Annotated in this window: 1 pseudogene; it reads left to right on the forward strand. The window is 73.2% G+C overall.

Going from position 1 to position 912, the window contains the following annotated elements:
• Window positions 1-912 (forward strand): annotated as a pseudogene (locus tag FUT87_RS24670) (hypothetical protein); the annotation flags it as partial.

Genomic DNA, 912 nt, shown 5'->3' on the forward strand with positions numbered 1-912 from the left:
CCGCGACGGCCAGATCGGCGGCGCGGCAGTCACGCTGCGCGCTGGCGCGATCGACAACGCGGGACAGGGCCTGGTGACCTCGGGATCGAGCCTGACGGTGAACGCCGATCGCCTCGACAACGCGGGCCAGCTGCAAGCCGCGGGCGATGTCGACGTGACGGCTCGCGCCGCGCTGACGAATGCCGGCCTGATCACCGCGAAGGGCGATGTCCGCGTGAATGCGGGCGCCTTCGATCACACCGGCACCGTGGCCGCGAGCGGCAACACCCGCATCACGGCGGGCACCTTGACCAGCAGCGGCAGCTTCGCGGCGGGTCTCCAGGCCGACAACACCGTCGGCGATCGTGGTGATCTGACGATCACCGCACAGCAACTGCGTCAGAGCGGCACCTCCGTGGCGGGTGGCGCGCTGACGTTCAGCGCCGACGGCCTCGCGCTCCAAGGCAGCAAGACGCAGGCGGGCTCGGTGTCGCTGCAGGCACTGGCGAGCAGCCTCGCGCTCGATCAGGCGACGGTCGCGGCAACGCGGCAGCTGACGCTGTCGGCCTCCGGCGCGCTGGACACGGCGGGTTCGACGCTGAGCGGCGGCTCCGTCGCGATCGCGGCCGCCGATTGGTACAACGCGGGCGGCACGCTCGCACAGACCGGCGCGGCGGGCGCGATGCGCGTCGACGTGGCCGGACTGATCGACAACCAGGGCGGCCGCATCGGCGCGAACGCCCAGTCGGCCACGCTGAACGCGGGTCAGCTCGACAACCGCGGCGGCGCGATCACGCATGCCGGCGCGGACGCGCTGACGATCTCGGCGGGCTCGCTGTCGGGCGCGGACGGCCGCATCGCCAGCAGCGGCGACCTCGCGCTGACCATGACCGGCGCGGCGACGCTGGACCGCGCGCAGACGCAGGGTCGGAC

This window comes from Mitsuaria sp. TWR114, from assembly GCF_007997345.1.